We start from the raw sequence: 18,265 nt of genomic DNA on the forward strand, positions 1-18,265 counted from the left end.
GAGGGAACCGCGCGGCGCGTTCGTCGGGTCACAGCCACAGGTCGAGGTCGGTCGCCTCGTCGTGCGAGCGCTCCAGCGGTTCGGCGAACGCGCGCAGGTGACACTCGCCGGCCCAGACCGTCGCCGAGTCGAGATGCCCCGCGAGCGCCTGCCCGCTCGGCCGCGAGAGTACGGCGTGGGTGTGCGCGAACACGTCCCCCTCCAAAAGCGAGACGTTGCCCACGCAGGCGGCCACCTCCAGCGGCTCGTCGAAGGTGACCGAGCGGTACTCGGTCTCCTCCTGGTCGTAGAACCAGACGTCCGCGTCCTGGACCGCGCCGAGGGCCGTGAACCAGCCGGCCTCGACGTCCTCCTCGCGGGCGAGGCTCTCTATCTCCTCGCGCCAGTCGGCGCCCGTCTCGAACCGCGCGACGTACTCCGCCGTGGGTTCGACCTCGCGATGGTACATAGCAACTCCCCACGGCGGCCGGGGAGAAAAAGGCTTCAGTCGGACCGAGCGGGACCGGCGGAGTGAATTTGATATAGCGATATAAAATTTAGCTAGCGTCGATAGAGAGACACGGAAGAAACGACGGAAGACCCGTTACGATGCCGCAAACCTGCGAGAACGGTCGACTATCGGCGGCGATGCGACTGGCGAAGCGGGAAGAGAGAGGAGAGGCTCGGAGGTCGAACCGGCTCAGAACGGGGCCTGGGGGCCTTCGTCGTCGCCGCCGTCGTCGTCGGTCGTCTCGCCGGGGAAGGAGGGAGACATCCCGCCGCCGCTGCTGGTACCGCCGAGGTCGCCGTCGGCGCCGGCGGACGCGCCGGTGTCCGCGTGGACCGTCTCGATCTCGGGGATCTCCTTGACCATCCGGGACTTGATCGCCTGGATCGTCATCGGGGAGATACCGCAGCCGGAGCAGGCGCCGCCGAGCTGGACCGTCACCTCTCCCTTCTCGCGGTCGAGGTGGGCGATGGCGGCGCTCCCGCCGTGCATCTGGATCTGCGGGAAGTTGCGCCGCAGGAAGTTCGTGATCCGCTCGCGGAGTTCGTTTTCCGCGTCAGCCGCGTCGGTGTCCGTGCTCATGCCCGCGAGTTGGCGGGCGGCGGGCTTATGCCTTTGGTTCGGGCGGATACGGGCCGCGACACCGCCCCGTCGTGCCCCGTCACTCCGGGCGATCGACGCCGAGGGTGCGGTACAGCTCGGACTCGATCCGCTCGGCGTACTCCTCGAGCGTCTCCTCGAACGTCTCGTCGTCGACCGCGACGGCGCCGCGGATGCGCTCGCGGGGGTTCTCCGGGAGTTCGACGCGGAACTCGCCGTCCTCGTAGAACGGCTCCGACTCGTTGAGCACGGTCTGGTCGATCCCGTGGATCAGCTCCGAGTCGTACCGGTCGTTCATCTGCTCGAAGGCGTTCTTGTACGCCCGCTGGAGCTCGTTGAAGTAGTGCGCGTACTTGTCCTCGAACTTCTCCGGGTCGAACTCGTCGGCCATGTCGCGAGCGAGGGTCCGGCGGGAAAAAAGGCGGTCGATCGCCGTCGAGACGCCGAAACGGACCGAAAACCGAGCGTACGGTCGGACGAGAGATTCGACCGTGGACGGTGAAATAAATCGCATGCCGCGATATAGAATTTCTCAGGCGCGGCGACCGGTACGCCACGCCTCGTCGTGAGCCGCGGACTCAGTCGGACGAGGACAGGGAGTCGGACCGACGTCGCCGAGCGACGGACCGGGAACTACCGGGACCGGTCCGAGCGGACTCGAAAAGAAAACCGACGGCGACCGGGGGACCTCAGTCGAGGTCGAAGCGGTCGAGCTTCATCACGTCGCTCCACGTCTCGGCGAAGTCCTCGACGAACTTCTCCTCGTCGCTGGCGTACACGTCCGCGACGGTGCGGAGCCGCGCGTTCGAGCCGAAGATGAGGTCGGCGCGCGTCGCCTCCCACGCGACCTCGCCGGTGTCGCGGTCGCGGACCTCGTAGAGGTCCTCGGCGTCGGTGACCTCGTCCCACTCGTACTCCATGTCGAGCAGGTTGACGAAGAAGTCGTTGGTGAGCGTGCCGGGATCGTCGGTGAACGCCGTGCGGTCGGCGTAGGTCGCGCCCAGCGCGCGCAGGCCGCCGGCCAGCACGGTCATCTCGCTGGCGGTTAAGTTCAGCAGGTCCGCCTTGTCGACCATGAGATCCTCGACGTCCTCGTCGGCGTCGCCGAGGTAGTTGCGGAAGCCGTCGGCGTCGGGCTTGAGCGCCTCGAAGGAGTCGACGTCGGTCTGGTCTTCGGTGGCGTCGACGCGGCCGGGCGCGAACGGCACTTCGACGTCGTAGCCGGCGTCGGCCGCGGCCTGCTCGACGGCCGCGGTGCCGCCCAACACGATGAGGTCGGCGAGCGAGACGCGGACGTCGTCGGCGCGCGACTCGTTGAACTCGGCCTGGACGTCTTCGAGCGTCGAGAGGACGTCGGCGAGCTGCTCGGGCTCGTTGGCCTCCCAGCTCCGCTGCGGTTCGAGGCGGATGCGGGCGCCGTTGGCGCCGCCGCGCTTGTCGCTGTCGCGGTAGGTGGACGCCGCCGCCCACGCGGTCTTGACGAGCTCGCCGGTCGAGAGTCCGGAGTCGAGGAGCGCATCCTTGAGCTCCGCGACCTCGGCGTCGCCGATCGTCTCGTAGTCCGCCTCCGGTAGGGGGTCCTGCCAGATCATCGTCTCCTCCGGGACCTCGGGGCCGAGGAATCGCTCCGGCGGACCCATGTCGCGGTGGATGAGCTTGTACCACGCCTTCGCGAACGTCTCCTGGAACTCGTCGGGGTCGTCGCGGAACTCCTCAAGGACGGCCCGGAAGTCGTCGTCGTGTTTCAGGGCCACGTCCGTCGTGAGCATCATCACGTCCTCCTTGTCGTCGGGGTCCGCGACGCCGGGCGCGGCGTCGTCGAGCTCGTCGTTCTTCGTGGTCCACTGCCACGCGCCGCCGGGACCCTTCTCCGGCTCCCAGTCGTAGCTGAGCAGGTTGTTGACGTAGCTCATGTCCCAGACGGTCGGGGTGGCGTTCCACGGCCCCTCGATGCCGCTGGTGATCGTGTCGGGACCCATCCCCTCGCCGAACTCGTTGTCCCAGCCGAGGCCCTGGAGGTCGATGGGGGCGTCCTCGGGCTCGGGACCGAGGTTGTCGCCGTCGTCGGCGCCGTGGACCTTCCCGAAGGTGTGGCCCCCGGCGATGAGCGCGACGGTCTCCTTGTCGTTCATCGCCATGCGGCTGAACGACTGGCGGATGTTCTTCGCCGAGCCCTCGAGGTCCGGCTCGCCGTTCGGCCCCTCGGGGTTGACGTAGATGAGGCCCATCACGGTGTTGCCGAGCGGCGCTTTCAGGTCACCCTGCTCGTCGAAGCGCTCCTCGGAGGTCATCTCCCACTCGCTCTCGGGGCCCCAGTCGACGGCGTCGTCGCCGCGGAAGTCGTCCTCGCGGCCGCCGGCGAAGCCGAACGTCTCGAAGCCCATCGACTCCAGCGCGACGTTACCGGCGAGCACGATGAGGTCCGCCCACGAGAGCTTCTCACCGTACTTCGTCTTGACCGGCTCCAGCAGCCGCCGGGCCTTGTCGAGGTTCACGTTGTCCGGCCAGCTGCTGATCGGCGGGAGCCGCTGGTGGCCGCCCGCGGCGCCGCCGCGCCCGTCGAGCGAGCGGTACGTGCCGGCGCTGTGCCACGCCATCCGGATGAACAGCGGCCCGTAGTGTCCGTAGTCGGCGGGCCACCACTCCTTCGAGTCGGTCATCACGTCTTCGAGGTCGGATTTGACCTCGTCGAGGTCGAGCTCCTCGAACGCCGCCGCGTAGTCGAAGTCCTCGTCGTAGGGACCGATATTGGCGGAGTTCTGATCGAGTAGCTCCAAGTCCAACTGGTCCGGCCACCACTCTTGGGTGTTACTAGCCATCAAGAAATGGTCGCCCCTCGTCGCAGATAATATTGTCTACTTCGGAAAGAGAATCATCGTTATAACAGAGGGTTTCTATCGAAATAATGAAGTTCTATTTGTGGATCCGCGAAGTCGGCAACAGGGACCGCAGCGGCGCTCCGAGAGGTTTACCGCGCGGTAAGTGTCCGCTGCCGGCGGCGACGAGTCGTCTTTTCGACAGTTCGACTGTCGTGAGTGAGAGTCACATTCAGGGACTCGGCGGCGCATCGCTTCGCTTCGTCGCGGGACCTTGGCGGGGCGAGGATCGCGGCCGCACGGAACACGGAGGGGTCGAACGCGGTCGGCGGTTCAGCCACGGAAGGGTCGAGCGCGGTCAGCGGTTCAGCGTGTGAATCGCCTGCCCGCGGGCGTTCTCTGCCGCTTCCATCACCGCCTCCGCGAGCGTCGGGTGGGTGTGGACGGTGGCGGCCACGTCCTCCAGCGTCGCCCCCATCTCGATCGCGAGCGCGACCTCGGCGATCAGCTCCGACGCCTCCGGCCCGACGATCTGCCCGCCGAGGACGAACCCGGTCTCCTCGTCGGCGACGATCCGGACGAACCCCTCGGTGTGGCCGGTCGTCATCGCCCGCCCGGAGGCGTTGAACGGCATCTCGCCGACCGCGGGCTCGAAGCCGGCGTCTTCGGCCTCCGCCTCGGTCATTCCCACCGTGCCGATCTCGGGATCGGTGAAGACGGCCGCGGGGATCGCCTGCTGGTCCATCGCGGCGGGTTCGCCCGCGATCACCTCGGCGGCGACGATCCCCTCGTTCGAGGCCGCGTGCGCGAGCATCGGGTCGCCGGCGACGTCGCCGACGGCGTGGATATGCTCAACCGCGGTGCGGGTGCGGTCGTCGGTGTCGATGAACCCGCGCTCGTCGGTCTCGATCCCGGCGCTCTCCAGGTCGAGCCCGTCCGTGACGGGCTGGCGGCCGACCGCGACGAGGATTTTATCGACGCCGTACGTCGACTCCTCGCCCTCCTCCGTCTCCGTGTGAAGGAGGTAGCCGCCGTCGGGCGCCTCGGACCACTCGCTCGCGCCCTCGCCGAAGTGGAACTCGACGCCCAGCTCCTTCGCGCGCTCGCGGACGATCCGCTTCACGTCGTCCTCGTAGGGGTCGAGGATATCGTCGAGCATCTCGACGACCGTCACGTTGGCGCCGAGCTTCGCGTACGTCGTCGCCAGCTCCATCCCGATGTAGCCGCCGCCGACGACCCCGAGTCGGTCCGGGACCGTGTCGGCGTCGAGCGCCTCGGCGGAACTCCAGACGTGGTCCTCCGCGAACTCGAAGCCGGGGATCTGGACCGGCCGCGATCCGGTCGCGATAACCGCGTGTTCGAACGAGAGCGTCTCGGAGCCCTGCCCGTCGCCGCCGTGCGCGACGCGAACGGTGTCCTCGCCGACGAACGAGGCGGTCCCCTCGATCAGGTTCACGCCGTTCGCCTTACAGAGCTTCTCGACGCCGCCCGTCAGCCGGTCGACGACGCCGTTCTTCCACTCGACCATCTTCCCCATGTCGACGGCGGGGTCCGCGTGGACGCCCATGAACTCCGCGTTGCCGGCCTCGTGGGCGAGGCCGCTCCCCGTGATCAGCGCCTTCGAGGGGATACAGCCGCGGTTGAGACAGGCGCCGCCGTAGGCGTCCTTCTCGACCAAGGTCGTGTCGAGCCCCTCCTGTGCGGCGCGGATGGCGGCGACGTAGCCGCCCGGCCCCGCGCCGATGACCAGTACCTCCGTTCCCGTGGTGACGTCTCCGACGACCATTATTCGTTGAGTAGCAGCAGGGGGTTTTCTAAGTGTTCCATGACGGTGTTCGCGAACTCGGCCGCGATCGCCCCGTCGACGACTCGGTGGTCGATCGATAAGGACAGCGGCAGCGTCGGCGCCGGGACGACCTCGCTTTCCCCGTCGCGCTCGCGCACGACCGGGCGCTCCTCGATGGCGCCGAGCCCCAAGATCGCGGTCTCGGGGTAGTTGATGATCGGCGTGGCGTACTCGCCGCCGATGGCGCCGAAGTTGGTGATGGTGAACGTGCCGCCCTTCATCTCGTCGGGCTTCAGCTTCCGCTCGCGGGCGCGGGAAGCGAGGTCGTTCACCTCGTCGGCCAGTTCGAAGAGCCCCTTCTCGTCCACGTCGTCGACGACGGGGACCATGAGGCCCGCGTCGGTCGCGACCGCGATCCCGAGGTTGTACTCCTTCTTCAAGACGATCTCCTCGTCGTCCTCGCGGAGCTCGCTGTTGAGGTACGGGCGCTCCTTCAGGCCGGCGACGATGGCCTTCATCACGAACGGCATGTAGGTGAGCTTCACGTCGCGCTCGGCCGCCTTCGGCTTCAGGTCCGCGCGCGCCTCAACCAAGGCGTCGACCTCGGCGGTGTCGTGGTGGGTGACGTGCGGGGCGGTGAACTTCGATCGCTCCATCTGCTTCCCGATGGTCCGCCTGACGCCGCGGTAAGGGACCGTCTCGTCGCCGTCGCGCTCGGTCGGCGCGGTCCCCGAGGCGGCGGCCGCGTCCGTCGCGGCGGGCTCCGGTGTCGCGTCCGCGTCGGCCGGCTCCGCGTCGACCGGTTCCGGCTCCGCCGTCGGCTCTGCCGGCGACTCCAACGCGTCCGCGTACGCGTTCACGGCGTCGGCCGTGACGAACGCCTCGCCGTCGCGGGTCTCGTCGGTCGGCACGTCGTCGATGTCCACGTCGCGCTCGCGCGCGACCTTCCGCGTCGCGGGCGTCGCGAGCGTCGTCTCACGGCCCGCCGGCTCGGGGGCATCGCCGCCAGCGCCGGCCGCGGAGGAATCCGCGGAGTCGGCGGGGCCCCGCTTGCTGACCGCGGACTTCCGCTCGCCCGATCCGGTGTCGGTCGGCGCGGGCCGCGGCGTCGGCGCGTCGCCGTCGGAGCCCCCGCCGCTCGCGGCGGCCCCGCCCTCGGCGTGCGCCCGCACGTCGGCCTCGCTCACGCGGCCGCCGGGACCGCTCCCGTCGACCGCGGCGACGTCGACGCCCAGCTCGCGGGCGAGCCGGCGGGCCGACGGCGGCGCGAAGGTTCGTCCGGAGGGCGTGTCGGGTTCGGTTTCGGGCTCGGCGGCGGTCGCGCCGGCCTCATCGGCGGCCGCGCCGGGTTCCGGCTCGGGCTCGTCGCCCGCGGCCGAATCGGACTCGGATTCGGCGTCAGTTCCCGCGTCGTCGGCGGCCGCCTCGGCATCGCCCTCCTCGTCCACGCGGAACGAGATGATCACGTCGCCGACGGGGACCATCTCCCCCTCCTCGACGAACAGCTCCTCGACGGTCCCGTCGTAGCTCGACGGCACCTCGACGAGCGCCTTGTCGGTCTCGACCTCGGCGACGGGCTGGTCCTCCTCGACGCGGTCGCCGGGCGCGACCAGCCAGCTGACGAGTTCGCCCTCCGCGACACCCTCGCCGACGTCGGGCAGCTTGAACTCCTTGACGGTCATCGATCGACCACCTCGGCGGTCGCGCGTCGGCGCTCGACGGTCGTGCGCCGGTCCTCGGTGTTCATGGGTGTATCTCCGGCGGCCATCTTAAAACTCGACCGCCTCCAGGATTCCCTCCTCGATACGGGCCGCGGACGGGAGGTAGTAGTCCTCTAAGGCGTACAGCGGGTACGGCACGTCGAACCCAGTGACGCGGCCGATCGGCGCCTCCTGGTACAGCAGTGCCTCCTCCTGGAGGATCGCCGTGATCTCGCCCGCGAGCCCGCCCGTCTTCGGCGCCTCGTGGACGACGACCGCGCGGCCGGTCTTCTCGAACGCCTCGACGATCGCTTCGCGGTCCAGCGGAGATATCGTCCGGAGGTCGACGACCTCGCACTCGATCCCCTCCTCGCCGAGCGTCTCTGCGGCCTCCAGCGTGGGGCGAGTCATCGCGCCGTAGGTGAACACGGCGACGTCGTCGCCCTCGCGGCGCGTGGCCGCCTCGCCGATGGGGACCGTGTACGGCTCCTCGGGCACCTCCTCGCGGAACGCCCGGTAGATCAGCTTCGGTTCGAGGAAGATCACCGGGTCGGGGTCGCGGATCGACGCCGCGAGTAACCCCTTCGCTTCGTACGGCGTCGAGGGGATCACCACCTTCAGCCCCGCCTCGTGGGCGTAGAACGCCTCCTTCGACTCGGAGTGGTGCTCCGGCGCGCGGATGCCGCCGCCGTAGGGGGCCCGCAGCGTCATCGGGAGCGTGAACCGCCCGCGGCTGCGGGTTCGGAACCGCGCCATGTGCGAGACGATCTGGTCGAAGCCGGGGTACATGAACCCGGAGAACTGGATCTCCGGGACCGGTCGCATCCCCATCGCGGCCATCCCGACCGCGGTCCCGACGATGCCCGACTCGGCGAGCGGCGTGTCGATCACTCGATCGCCGCCGAACTCGTCGAAGAGGCCCTCGGTGGCGCGGAAGACGCCGCCGTTCTTCCCGACGTCCTGGCCCATCACGACGACGTCGTCGTCCTCGCGAAGTTCGGTGTGTAATCCGTCTCGGACCGCCTGTACCAGCGTGAGGTTCTGTGTCTCGGTCATTCAGTCCTCCAGGAACGCCGCGTCGCCGCGCTCGTCGCGCAGCGCGGCGAACTCCTCGTACTGCCGCTCCAGTTCCGGCGGAAGCTCCGCGTAGGCGTGCTCGAACAGCTCTCTGGGGTCGGGCCGCGCCATCGACTCCGCCGCGTCGATCGCGTCCGCGACCTGCGTCTCGACCGACGACTCGATCTCCGCGACGCGCTCCTCGTCGAGGACGCCCTCGCCGCGGAGGTACGACTCCAGCCGGTCGATCGGGTCCTTGCGCTTCCAGCGCTCGACCTCGTCGTCGTCGCGGTAGACGGTCGGGTCGTCGGCGGTCGTGTGCGCGCCGAAGCGGTACTGGACCGCCTCGATGAGCGTCGGCCGCGGCCGGTCCGCCTCGGGGTCCCGCGCCTTCTCCAAGGCCGCTTCCGTGACGCTGTACACCGCGAGCGGGTCCATCCCGTCGACTTGGACGCCGTCGATGCCGTACGCCTCCGCCTTCTGCGCCAGCGTCGCGCTCCGGGTCTGCCGCTCGCGGGGGACGGAGATCGCCCACTGGTTGTTGTTACAGAAGAAGACGGTCGGCGTGTCGAACACGCCGGCGAAGTTGACCCCCTCGTGGAAGTCGCCCTCGCTCGTCGCGCCGTCCCCGAAGTAGCAGATGAACGCGTCGTCCTCGCCGCGGAGCTTCGAGGCCCACGCAGCGCCCGTCGCGTGGGGCACCTGCGACGCGATCGGGACGGCGACCGGAAAGACGTTGACGTCCGGCGGCGCGTTGTTGCCGTCCTCGTGGCCCATCCAGTAGAGCAGCGTCTGTTTGAGCGGCAGCCCGTGGACGAGGGCGGCGCCGTGCTCGCGGTACGACGGGACCATCCAGTCGTCCGCGGCGAGCGCGTACGCCGACCCGATCTGGGCGCCCTCCTGCCCGGAGAGCGGGGGGTACGTCCCCATCCGGCCCTGCCGCTGGAGGCTCACCGCGCGGCCGTCGAAGTGGCGCGCCAGCCGCATGTGCCTGTACATCTCGACGAGCGAGTCGTCGTCGAGGTCGGGAACGTCGCCGACGACCTCGCCGTCCTCGTCGAGGACGCGAACCGTATCGTCGTACGCCCTGTCGAACACGGTCACGGTCGAACCCACCTTCGCATGTCCGATACGTCCACCGCCCGGGTAATATCGTTTTCGTAAATAATTTAGTATAATCAGAAATAGCGGCTTCGCGCTGAGAGACCGTCCATCAGATTCGGAGAGAATCGGACGTTTCTGAACAAACTCCGAGTCGTTCGGCAATATTTTCGCCAAGATGGGCGTTTCGTCGGTCAGTAACGGACGAACAGGAAGGTTTTCGCGCGCAGTAGGTCGGCCGACGCGGGAGCCGGACGTCGGGGGAGCCGGACGTCGCGGCGCCGCGGCTCGCCGATCGTGCGTGTCACGGTTCGGCGGTCGCGAGTGGCGCGAGAAGATCGGCCGCGATGGGTGTCTGAAGCTGACCGGACCGCTACCCGAGGCGGAACGAGGGCTCGTCGGGCTCGCCGTCGAGGTCCTCCAGCTGGATCACTTCCTCGTCGCCGTCCTCCAGCTGCTCGCGGAGGTAGTTGACGTAGCGCTTGTGCTCTTCGAGCTGCTCGCGGAGGTGTTCGGCCTCGAGCTCTAACCGCTCGTGCTCGCGGACGAAGCTCTTCGGGACCTCGATCTTCGGGGGGAACGACTCCCCGCTGTCGCCCATGCTGTCCAGTTCGGCCTCCGGGATGACCCGGACCTGACCGTCGTGGGCAACGAGCGTATCCACGTAGTCCCGGAAGACCGCCGACAGGGAGATGTCTCGCTCCTCGGCGATGTCGCGGAGGGTCTCGAACGCGTCCTCGTTGACGCGGAACGAGATCGTCTTGTTCTTGTTGCCCATTATCGGACCGTTCGTTCCGCGGATCACTTAAGCGTTTGTCAGACGATCGCAAGAACGAGAACCGCGTTCGGCGGCAGAACCGCGCCGAACGTCGCGAAAACCGGGATCGGCGCGTCGGCGCTCCGGCACGTCGACCGCGTCAGAACGCCGAGCCGCCGGCCGCGTCAGGGCTCGGGCGCGCCGGCCGGGTCGGTCCCGTCCGACGCGTCGTCGAGCGCGGCGTCGTCGCTCCCGGACTCGTCGCCCGCGAGCTCGTCGTCGCTCTCGTCGAGGTCCTCCAGCGCCGACAGCGCGGCGGCCTTGTACGTCTGGGGGTCGAAGTCGTACTCCTCGCGGGCCATCCGCGCGTACTCGTTGCCCTCGTCGTCGAACGCGGCGACGCGCTCGACGGTGCGGCGGGCGGTCTCCGCGACCCAGCGGTCGCGGGTGGCGGCGTCGACCTCGGTGATCGACTCGGGGCGGACGGAGACCCGGACCGTGCCGTCGTCGGTCTCGTAGGTCCGGGGCTTCCCCACGACTGCGACGTAGGCCGGGGGCTCTAAGTCCCGGAGCTTGGAAGCGGCTTCCGGCTGGTACTGGCCGGCGTACACGAAGAACGTGCCCGTCGGGTCGACGATGCGACCGCGCCAGTACTCGCTGTCCTCGCCGACGTCCTCCTTCTCCGTGAGGGTGCCGACGAAGAACACGCGGTTCGATGACTCGCCCGTCGGCAACAGCGCGTAGACGGGGGCGCGCTCGTCGTCGGACTCGGTGAACGTGTAGCCGGCGTCGTTGAACTCGGTGGCGAACACGCGCCGGGCGACCTCTCGGGTGGGGGCTGACTGGCTCATTTAAATCGACCTCGCTTCGATCAGCGCAGTTTCAACGTCGACGGTGCCGGGGTCCTCCATCTCGTCGACCAGGACGTACCGACGGAAGGTGGGACCGGTGACGCGGTAGTAGCGCCCGAGCACGTCCTCGCCCATCTCCTCGGCGACGACGGTGGTGTCGAGCGCGTCCATCGCCATGTCCTTGGCCTCCTCGAGGGTCATGCCGGTGAGCTCCTCGGTGGCCTCGCGGTCGAAGATGACCTCGGTGACGGTCTCGCCGTCGTCGAGGACGCCTTTGATCCGCAGATCGAACTCGCCCTCGACCTGGCCGTGTTCGGAGCAGCGACCGTTCTGGAGGACGCGCGTACAGTCCTCCTCGGGGCAGCGCTTGATCAGCCCGGATCCGGACTGGATGTCCACGAGGGCGCCCTCGACCGTGTCGGCGTTGTCGCCGACCTCGATCTCCTCGTCGATCTCGGTGATACCCGTCGTCCGGTTGAGCTTCACCGAGTAGCTCCCCTCGTACTCGTCGGTGACGACGTTCGAGAGCTCGTACGCCTGCTCCTCCTCTAACTCGGGGAGGTCGGAGGTCTCGAAGGCGACGAACTTGATCGTGCCCGACTCGTCGCCGAGCAGGCCGACCTGCGAGATCGAGTCGCTGCGCGGCTCCCAGAGGTCGACCAGCTTCACGCGCAGGTCGACCCACTGCTCGTCCTCGTCGATGTCGTTGACGAGGACCTCCTCGCTGCCGCCGCGGCCGAGCTCGTCGCGCTCCATGCCGGCGTCTTCGAGGTAGCTGTTGGTGACGCTCCGGCTCGCCTCGTCGAGCGGCACGCGGTACTCGTCGACGAGCGTCTCAAGCCGCTCCTCGACGTCGTCGGGGTCGACGTCGGTGTGGTCCGAGAACTGTTCCGCTATCGCTTCCGCTTCCTGTCGCAGTTCGCTCATGGGGTGTCTCCGCCTCCGGTCTTGTTTTCAGTGGGAGGCGTACGACGGTTGGTTCCAGATGGTATTAAAATGTACGTGACCGCGGTGAAAGTGGAACGAAACGCCCGCTTGCGGGCCGCTACGCGGTGTTCTTTCGATCCGAGAAGATCGACCGACGGGACGACCTCGCTCGCGTCAGACGCCCGTCAGCCGTGCGCGGGCTTCGTTTCGAGTGGAACGATCACACGGTTCGGGGTCACACAGGAGAAGATTCGACGGAGGTGACGAAGCGGAGCGGTGGCGCGTGCCGACGAGCAGCCAAAGGCTGCGAGTCGCACGCGCGAGGGAGTCGCTGGCTCCCGGAGCGAAGCGGAGGGTGCCAGCGACGAGGCTGGGGAGGCGTGAGGCTGCGGTGCGGGGTGGGACTCGAAGGGGCAGTCGCGAGGCGGGCGCAGGCGATGTAAGGACCGCAAGGAGTGAGCGGAGCGAACGACTGAGGACCGCAGCGAGCGTGCGCCCGCCTCGCGACTGGGGCTTCGGTGGTCTCTGTATCTATCGGTAGTTTATAAATAAAACCGCCATCGTACAGCCGAGCGACTGGGGCTTCGGTGGCCTCTGTATCTATCGGTAGTTTATAAATAAAACCGCCATCGTACAGCCGAGCGACTGGGGCTTCGGTGGTGTCCATATCGATCAGCTGTTTATAAGTAAATCCACCATCGTACAGCCGAGCGACTAGGTCTTCGGTGCTGCCCGCATCGATCGGCTGTTTATAAATAAAACCGCCGTCGTACAGCCGAGCGGCTAGGGCTTCGGCGGTCTCCATGCCGGTCACAAAATCATTCGGGGAGGACCGACCGGTCGAACCGTCAACGTCTCAGTCCGCGTCGGGGAACGGCACCTCGATCAGGTCGCCGTCGTCGGGCAGGAGGCACTCTCCGTCGAACTCCTCGCGGGCGTCGCGGCGGATCGGGGAGGCGTCCGCAGCGTAACGCGAAGAGATGTGAACGAGCGCGAGCCGCTTCGCGTCCGCGCGGTCGGCGATCGACCCCGCCTCGCGGCCGGTGGAGTGGGCCGTGTCGCGGGCGCGGTCGGCCATGTCGTCGGCGAAGGTGGCGTCGTGGATCAGCAGGTCGGCGCCCTCGGCCGCTTCCACCGTCGACTCTCGCGGGCGCGTGTCCGCGGTGTACGCCAGCTTGCGGCCCGGGCGCGGCGGGCCGACGACCTGCTCGGGCTCGACGACCGTGCCGTCCTCGGCCTCGACGGGCTCGCCCTCGTGGAGGCGGCCGTACTTCGGGCCGACGGGGACGCCGAGCGCCTCCGCCTTCGGGCGGTCGAACCGACCGGGGCGGTCGTCCTCCTCCAAGACGTACCCCTGCGACTTCGTCCGGTGTTCCGTCTCGAAGGCGCGCACCGCGTACTCGTCGGCCTCGTAGGCGACCTCGCCGGGGGCGACCGGCTCGATCCGGACCGGGAACGCCGGGTCGTGGCCGACCGCGTGGACGAGGTCGTGGAGGTGGCCGTCGGTCCCCGGCGGGCAGTGGATCGTGAGCGGGTCGGTGCGGTCGTTGAACCCGAGCGTCTGGACGAGGCCGGGGATGCCGAGGACGTGGTCGCCGTGGAGGTGGGAGACGAACACGCGGTCGACGGCGAACCCGGTGCCGGCGCGCATCATCTCGCGCTGGGTACCCTCGCCGCAGTCGAAGAGGAAGCGGTCGCCCTCGCGGTTGACGAAGACGGCGCTCGCCGCGCGCTCGACGGTCGGGACGGCGCCGCCCGTCCCGAGGAAGGTGACGCGAAGAGACATGCCCGCTCGTCGGAGCGCCGTTTGTAAACCGGTGTCGATGCGGGGGAGGGAACCGCCGGTTCGGCCTCGCGGGGAGTCGGCCGACACCCACATGAGTCCGGCCGCCCGAGCGGGGGCATGCGAGAGCCGATCGCCGCCTTGGTCAAACAGGAGGGGTGGCGCGCGGAGGGCGCGGCCGCCCGCGTCCACTACGAGGGGGGTAACGACCGATACGCGGTGGAGTTCTACGCCGAGACGGCCCGCGTCCTCTACTGGGCGGTCCCGACCGACGACGAGGAGGGCGGAACGGCCGCGCCGGTCCCGCGCGACGGCGTTCCGGATCCGCTCCGGCGGCGCGTCCGGGAGGACCTCGACGAGGCCGGGATCGACACCGAGGTCGAACGGCGCGAACTCTGAGTCGCGCGGTCGTCGGATCCGCGGCCGCCGGGCAGTCGACGGGTCCGAGGCCGCCGCACAGCCGCCGGGACCGACGCCGCCGCGCGCACCGATTCTACCCCGGCACGACCGGAGGCGTCCCCGCCGTCGACCGCACTCCGGAAGGCGAGATCACCCGATCGACCGCCCGTTAGCGGCGTTTTCTGCCGATGTATTTCGGTTCGAAGGAAACCTATTTGCCGTCTTACCTGATACGACTCTGTGATGAGTGGCGTCGAATGGGAGGAAGACGATCCCTTCGAGGAGCAGCGGGACAAGATCGAGAATCCGATGAAGCGGCTGTTCGTCGAGTACGGCCGCGACTACGTCCCGCAGGTGACGGTGGGAGTCGTCGCCAGTATCTTCGCGCGGCTGCTCGACCTGCTTCCCCCGCTGATGCTCGGGATCGCCCTCGACGCGGTCTTCCGCGGCGAGGCCGCGTTCGACGAGCAGATCCCGCTCGTGTTGCTGCCGGACGCGTGGCTCCCGACGGAGCAGGCGGCGCAGTTCTGGTTCACGATCGCGGTGCTGGCCGGGGCGTTCGCCTTCGGCGCGGGCTTCCACTGGGTCCGGAACTGGGGGTTCAACGCCTTCGCGCAGAACATCCAGCACGACGTCCGGACCGACACGTACGACCAGATGCAGCGGCTCAACATGGACTTCTTCTCGGACAAGCAGACCGGGGAGATGATGTCCATCCTCTCGAACGACGTGAACCGGTTGGAGCGGTTCCTCAACGACGGGATGAACTCCGTGTTCCGCCTGTCGGTGATGGTGGTCGGGATCGGCGTCCTCCTCTTCTGGATCAACTGGCAGCTCGCCCTGGTCGCGCTGCTTCCCGTCCCCGTCATCGCCGGGTTCACCTACCTGTTCATCCGGATCATCCAGCCGAAGTACGCCGAGGTGCGGTCGACGGTCGGCAAGATGAACTCCCGGTTGGAGAACAACCTCGGCGGCATCCAGGTTATCAAGGCCGCCAACACCGAGTCCTACGAGTCCGACCGCGTCGACGACGTCTCGTACGACTACTTCGACGCGAACTGGGACGCCATCGAGACGCGGATCAAGTTCTTCCCCGCGCTCCGCGTGCTCGCGGGCATCGGCTTCGTCCTCACGTTCATCGTCGGCGGGCTCTGGGTGTTCCAGGGGCCGCCCGGGCCGTTCACCGGCGAGCTCTCCGAGGGGATGTTCGTCGTGTTCATCCTCTACACGCAGCGGTTCATCTGGCCGATGGCGCAGTTCGGACAGATCATCAACATGTACCAGCGCGCCCGCGCCTCCTCCGCGCGGATCTTCGGGCTGATGGACGAGCCCTCGAAGCTGGCGGAGGACCGCGACGCCGAGGAGCTCGTCGTCGAGGACGGCAACGTCGTGTACGACGACGTCTCCTTCGGCTACGACGACGAGACCATCGTCGAGGACATCGACTTCGAGGTCGAGGGCGGCGAGACGCTCGCCTTGGTCGGCCCCACCGGGGCCGGCAAGTCGACCGTGCTCAAGCTCCTCCTCCGGATGTACGACGTCGACGAGGGCGAGATCCGGATCGACGACCAGAACGTCAGCGACGTGACGCTGCGGTCGCTGCGCCGGTCGATCGGCTACGTCGGCCAGTCGTCGTACCTGTTCTACGGCACCGTCCGCGAGAACATCACCTACGGCACGTTCGACGCGACCGACGAGGAGGTCCGCGAGGCCGCCGAGGCCGCCGAGGCCCACGACTTCATCCAGAACCTCCCCGACGGCTACGACACGATGGTCGGCGAGCGGGGCGTGAAGCTCTCCGGCGGCCAGCGCCAGCGGATCACCATCGCGCGCGCCGTGCTGACCGACCCGGACATCCTGATCCTCGACGAGGCGACCTCCGACGTCGACACGGAGACGGAGATGCTGATCCAGCGCTCGCTCGACCGACTCACGACGGACCGGACGACGTTCGCCATCGCCCACCGGCTCTCGACGATCAAGGACGCGGACACGATCCTCGTGCTGGAGGGGGGAGAGATCGCCGAGCGCGGCACGCACGACGAGCTGCTCGACAACGACGGGCTGTACGCGCACCTCTGGGGCGTTCAGGCCGGCGAGATCGACGAACTCCCGCAGGAGTTCATTGACCGCGCCCAGGAGCGCACCGCCCGGATCGTCGAGGACGCCGAGGGCGACGACGACTGACCGGGACCGCGGCCGCCAGCGGCGACGTGCCGGACCGACCGGTCGGGACCGCGGGACCCGACGACCGAATCACCGCGGGAGTTCGGTCCACTCGTCCGCGGGCGCCTCCGGAGACGCGTCGGCGTGGCCGAGCGCGTCGAGGACCGCCTCGCGGACCTCAGCCGGCTCCCGGAACTGCGTCTCCTCGCTCCCTTCGAGCAGGCTGTCGAGCCGCGCCGTCCCCGTCGGAGTCTCCAGTTTCGCGGCGCCGTACTGCTCTATCAGCTCCGCCGCCGTTACCGGGTAGCGGTGTTCGCGGAGCGCCCGCTTCAGCGGGCCGAACGTCACGGCGGGAGCCGAACCGTGCGCCTCCTGGTCGTGTTCCGCGTTGTCACCGCTCATGCGGTCGCGATCCACGTGGAGGGTCATAATACCCCGGGAGCGTCCGCGTGCCCGGCGACCGCCGGGCGGGCCGATCGGCCGTGTCGTCGGGGGTGACCGCCGCCTATACGGCGCCGCGCGTCGAGGGCACGGTATGCGCCTCAGCGAGGTCGCCTGGACCGACGTGCGCGACGCCGACGTGGACGTCGCGTTCCTCCCGGTCGGCAGCACGGAACAGCACGGGCCGCACGCCCCGCTCGGAACCGACACGCTGAACGCCGTCGCGGTCGCGGAGGCTGGCGCCGACGCCTACGAGGGGGCGGGAGCGAGCGCCGACGCCGACGCGTCTCGCGGCGAGGTCGCGGTCGCGCCGCCGGTACCGGTCGGCGTCGCCGAGGAACACCGCGCGTTCGACGGGACGATGTGGGTCTCGCCGGAGACGTTCCGAGCGTACGTCCGGGAGGCCGCCGAGTCGCTGGCCTCGCACGGGGTCGACCGCGTCGTGTTCGTCAACGGCCACGGGGGGAACGTCGAGGCGCTCGCGGAGGTCGCCCGCCGGTTCTCGCGCGACGACGCCCACGCGGGGTACGGCGTCGCGTTCACCTGGTTCGAGGCGGTCGGCGACCACGCGAGCGACATGGGCCACGCCGGCCCGCTGGAAACGGCGCTGCTTCGCGCGACGAACCCGGAGCTGGTCCGCGAGGAGCGGGTCGGCGAGGCGAGCGCGGGCGCCGCCGACCGGTGGGGCGAGTGGGTCGCCGGGGTGAACCTCGCGCACGACTCCGACGAGTTCACCGACAACGGCGTCGTCGGCGACCCGCGAGAGGGAGACGCAGAGCGCGGCACGGAGTTGCTCGACCGCGCGAGCGCGGCGCTCGCGGAGCTGGCGGCGGCCGTCGTCGACCGCGACGCCACTTAAAAGAAGCGCGGCGCGGTCGCTACTCCTCGTCCGCGTCGTCCGCCGCGTCCTGAAGCGCCCCGCGGATCGCGGGCACGGTGCCGGTGAGCGAGGCCACCTCCTCGGCGGCGTCCTCGATGTCGCCGACGAGCGACTCCAGCTCCTCGATCTCTTCTTGTAAATCGTCGGCGTCCTCGAAGGCGTCGGCGCGCTCGCCGAGGACGTACGCCTTCTTCGCCGAGCGGACGCTGTCGACCGCGTCGCCGGCGTCGAGGGCGGACTTCAGCCCGTTGAGCGCGCCGAGGACGTTGTCCGCGTCCGTCTCCCAGACCGCGTCGGGGTCGGGGAGCTGGTCGCGCGCCGCCGCGAGGTGCTCTTCGACCTCCGCGCGGGTCTCCTCGGCCGCCTCGCCGAACAGGTCGTCGTCGTCGAACGTGGACTGGCCCATACCGGACACGTCGTGCCCGCACCTTTTAAAAACGCGCCCGAAAGCGAAAGTGAAATCTGCGGTGAGGGCGGGTCCGAAGCCCGATCGAGGGGATTTCGCGTTCAGTTCC

General features: G+C 68.9%; 17 protein-coding genes. 3 read left to right on the top strand and 14 right to left on the bottom strand.

Annotation, left to right across the window (positions count from 1 at the left end; translation table 11 throughout):
• Positions 1-28 precede the first annotated feature (28 nt).
• The 12 genes from CPZ01_RS07160 to rnz all read right to left on the bottom strand — a co-directional run bounded on the left by CPZ01_RS07160 (position 29) and on the right by rnz (position 13,867).
• Positions 29-448: a PPC domain-containing DNA-binding protein gene (locus CPZ01_RS07160; RefSeq protein ID WP_004598657.1), complete on the bottom strand. Its 420-nt coding sequence runs from the start codon at positions 446-448 to the stop codon at positions 29-31.
• Between the two features lie 231 nt (positions 449-679).
• Positions 680-1,069, bottom strand: coding sequence for a NifU family protein (locus CPZ01_RS07165; RefSeq protein ID WP_004598656.1), 390 nt, complete (start codon positions 1,067-1,069; stop codon positions 680-682).
• Positions 1,070-1,148: 79 nt separating this feature from the next.
• Positions 1,149-1,478, bottom strand: a complete 330-nt coding sequence (locus tag CPZ01_RS07170) for a DUF5783 family protein (protein WP_096394097.1) — start codon at positions 1,476-1,478, stop codon at positions 1,149-1,151.
• A gap of 298 nt (positions 1,479-1,776) precedes the next feature.
• Positions 1,777-3,906: a catalase/peroxidase HPI gene (katG, locus tag CPZ01_RS07175; protein ID WP_096394098.1), complete on the bottom strand. Its 2,130-nt coding sequence runs from the start codon at positions 3,904-3,906 to the stop codon at positions 1,777-1,779.
• 355 nt (positions 3,907-4,261) lie between these two features.
• Positions 4,262-5,689, bottom strand: coding sequence for a dihydrolipoyl dehydrogenase (gene lpdA, locus CPZ01_RS07180; protein WP_096394099.1), 1,428 nt, complete (start codon positions 5,687-5,689; stop codon positions 4,262-4,264).
• Entirely contained in the window at positions 5,689-7,371 is a 1,683-nt protein-coding gene (locus CPZ01_RS07185; RefSeq protein WP_096394100.1) for a dihydrolipoamide acetyltransferase family protein, read from the bottom strand. Before CPZ01_RS07185 ends, lpdA begins: the two co-directional genes overlap by 1 nt.
• 87 nt (positions 7,372-7,458) lie before the next feature.
• Positions 7,459-8,445: an alpha-ketoacid dehydrogenase subunit beta gene (locus tag CPZ01_RS07190; RefSeq protein WP_096394101.1), complete on the bottom strand. Its 987-nt coding sequence runs from the start codon at positions 8,443-8,445 to the stop codon at positions 7,459-7,461.
• Entirely contained in the window at positions 8,446-9,549 is a 1,104-nt protein-coding gene (pdhA, locus tag CPZ01_RS07195; RefSeq protein ID WP_096396179.1) for a pyruvate dehydrogenase (acetyl-transferring) E1 component subunit alpha, read from the bottom strand.
• A gap of 370 nt (positions 9,550-9,919) precedes the next feature.
• Positions 9,920-10,324, bottom strand: coding sequence for a hypothetical protein (locus CPZ01_RS07200; protein WP_004598641.1), 405 nt, complete (start codon positions 10,322-10,324; stop codon positions 9,920-9,922).
• 164 nt (positions 10,325-10,488) lie between these two features.
• On the bottom strand, positions 10,489-11,154 hold the full coding sequence (locus CPZ01_RS07205; protein WP_096394102.1) for an RPA family protein: 666 nt from the start codon (positions 11,152-11,154) through the stop codon (positions 10,489-10,491).
• Positions 11,155-12,081, bottom strand: a complete 927-nt coding sequence (locus CPZ01_RS07210) for a replication factor A (RefSeq protein ID WP_096394103.1) — start codon at positions 12,079-12,081, stop codon at positions 11,155-11,157.
• Positions 12,082-12,937: 856 nt separating this feature from the next.
• On the bottom strand, positions 12,938-13,867 hold the full coding sequence (rnz, locus tag CPZ01_RS07215) for a ribonuclease Z (RefSeq protein WP_096394104.1): 930 nt from the start codon (positions 13,865-13,867) through the stop codon (positions 12,938-12,940).
• 117 nt (positions 13,868-13,984) lie between these two features.
• On the opposite strand from rnz, the gene CPZ01_RS07220 reads away from it, so the two are divergent.
• Positions 13,985-14,263, top strand: a complete 279-nt coding sequence (locus CPZ01_RS07220; RefSeq protein ID WP_096394105.1) for a DUF7538 family protein — start codon at positions 13,985-13,987, stop codon at positions 14,261-14,263.
• Positions 14,264-14,506: 243 nt separating this feature from the next.
• The gene (locus tag CPZ01_RS07225; protein WP_096394106.1) at positions 14,507-16,450 is read left to right on the top strand and encodes an ABC transporter ATP-binding protein; all 1,944 of its coding nucleotides are present in this window, start codon (positions 14,507-14,509) and stop codon (positions 16,448-16,450) included.
• 69 nt (positions 16,451-16,519) lie between these two features.
• Here the strand turns inward: CPZ01_RS07225 and CPZ01_RS07230 are convergent, their stop codons facing one another.
• Positions 16,520-16,858, bottom strand: a complete 339-nt coding sequence (locus CPZ01_RS07230) for a DUF5789 family protein (protein WP_172863940.1) — start codon at positions 16,856-16,858, stop codon at positions 16,520-16,522.
• A 106-nt stretch (positions 16,859-16,964) separates the two neighbouring features.
• Here CPZ01_RS07230 and CPZ01_RS07235 point away from each other — a divergent pair, with 106 nt between their 5' ends.
• Complete coding sequence (locus CPZ01_RS07235; RefSeq protein WP_096394108.1) at positions 16,965-17,729, top strand: creatininase family protein; 765 nt, start codon at positions 16,965-16,967, stop codon at positions 17,727-17,729.
• A 19-nt stretch (positions 17,730-17,748) separates the two neighbouring features.
• Here CPZ01_RS07235 and CPZ01_RS07240 read toward each other — a convergent pair whose 3' ends face one another.
• Positions 17,749-18,156 (bottom strand): DUF5790 family protein, encoded by a 408-nt coding sequence (locus CPZ01_RS07240; RefSeq protein WP_096394109.1) that lies wholly within the window; start codon positions 18,154-18,156, stop codon positions 17,749-17,751.
• Positions 18,157-18,265 lie beyond the last annotated feature (109 nt).

The organism is Halorubrum trapanicum (assembly GCF_002355655.1).
In the GTDB taxonomy this organism is placed as follows: Archaea; Halobacteriota; Halobacteria; order Halobacteriales; family Haloferacaceae; genus Halorubrum; species Halorubrum trapanicum_A.

Bases quoted from the DNA above. Each gene is read 5' to 3' on its own strand.
- CPZ01_RS07160 (WP_004598657.1), bottom strand. From the start codon at position 448: ATGTACCATCGCGAGGTCGAACCCACGGCGGAGTACGTCGCGCGGTTC.
- CPZ01_RS07165 (WP_004598656.1), bottom strand. From the start codon at position 1,069: ATGAGCACGGACACCGACGCGGCTGACGCGGAAAACGAACTCCGCGAG.
- CPZ01_RS07170 (WP_096394097.1), bottom strand. From the start codon at position 1,478: ATGGCCGACGAGTTCGACCCGGAGAAGTTCGAGGACAAGTACGCGCAC.
- katG (WP_096394098.1), bottom strand. From the start codon at position 3,906: ATGGCTAGTAACACCCAAGAGTGGTGGCCGGACCAGTTGGACTTGGAG.
- lpdA (WP_096394099.1), bottom strand. From the start codon at position 5,689: ATGGTCGTCGGAGACGTCACCACGGGAACGGAGGTACTGGTCATCGGC.
- CPZ01_RS07185 (WP_096394100.1), bottom strand. From the start codon at position 7,371: ATGACCGTCAAGGAGTTCAAGCTGCCCGACGTCGGCGAGGGTGTCGCG.
- CPZ01_RS07190 (WP_096394101.1), bottom strand. From the start codon at position 8,445: ATGACCGAGACACAGAACCTCACGCTGGTACAGGCGGTCCGAGACGGA.
- CPZ01_RS07200 (WP_004598641.1), bottom strand. From the start codon at position 10,324: ATGGGCAACAAGAACAAGACGATCTCGTTCCGCGTCAACGAGGACGCG.
- CPZ01_RS07205 (WP_096394102.1), bottom strand. From the start codon at position 11,154: ATGAGCCAGTCAGCCCCCACCCGAGAGGTCGCCCGGCGCGTGTTCGCC.
- CPZ01_RS07210 (WP_096394103.1), bottom strand. From the start codon at position 12,081: ATGAGCGAACTGCGACAGGAAGCGGAAGCGATAGCGGAACAGTTCTCG.
- rnz (WP_096394104.1), bottom strand. From the start codon at position 13,867: ATGTCTCTTCGCGTCACCTTCCTCGGGACGGGCGGCGCCGTCCCGACC.
- CPZ01_RS07220 (WP_096394105.1), top strand. From the start codon at position 13,985: ATGCGAGAGCCGATCGCCGCCTTGGTCAAACAGGAGGGGTGGCGCGCG.
- CPZ01_RS07225 (WP_096394106.1), top strand. From the start codon at position 14,507: ATGAGTGGCGTCGAATGGGAGGAAGACGATCCCTTCGAGGAGCAGCGG.
- CPZ01_RS07230 (WP_172863940.1), bottom strand. From the start codon at position 16,858: ATGACCCTCCACGTGGATCGCGACCGCATGAGCGGTGACAACGCGGAA.
- CPZ01_RS07235 (WP_096394108.1), top strand. From the start codon at position 16,965: ATGCGCCTCAGCGAGGTCGCCTGGACCGACGTGCGCGACGCCGACGTG.
- CPZ01_RS07240 (WP_096394109.1), bottom strand. From the start codon at position 18,156: ATGGGCCAGTCCACGTTCGACGACGACGACCTGTTCGGCGAGGCGGCC.